Here is a 223-nt window from a genome sequence, read left to right as displayed (position 1 = left end):
TCATGGATCATGTAGTCACGAACATGCAGCACAGGGAGGCAATCCCTCTTACCCATACTCATGCACGATCCAGCTATAAACAACAACCGATAAGCGTGGACACTTAACACCGTACACTTTCGCTCTGAAAGGAGGTGATCCAGCCGCACCTTCCGATACGGCTACCTTGTTACGACTTCACCCCAGTCATGAACCCCACCGTGGTAATCGCCCTCCTTGCGGT

The 223-nt window shown here is 52.0% G+C and carries 1 rRNA gene; it reads right to left on the bottom strand.

The features are described 5' to 3' along the window. Window positions 1-127 precede the first annotated feature (127 nt). Window positions 128-223 (bottom strand): 16S ribosomal RNA (locus EYW45_RS25065); the annotation flags it as partial.

Source organism: Schauerella aestuarii (assembly GCF_009866805.1).
Classification (GTDB): Bacteria; Pseudomonadota; Gammaproteobacteria; order Burkholderiales; family Burkholderiaceae_B; genus Schauerella; species Schauerella aestuarii.
Note: the sequence above shows the minus strand (reverse complement) of the source record. Positions and strands in the feature narration are given on the sequence as shown.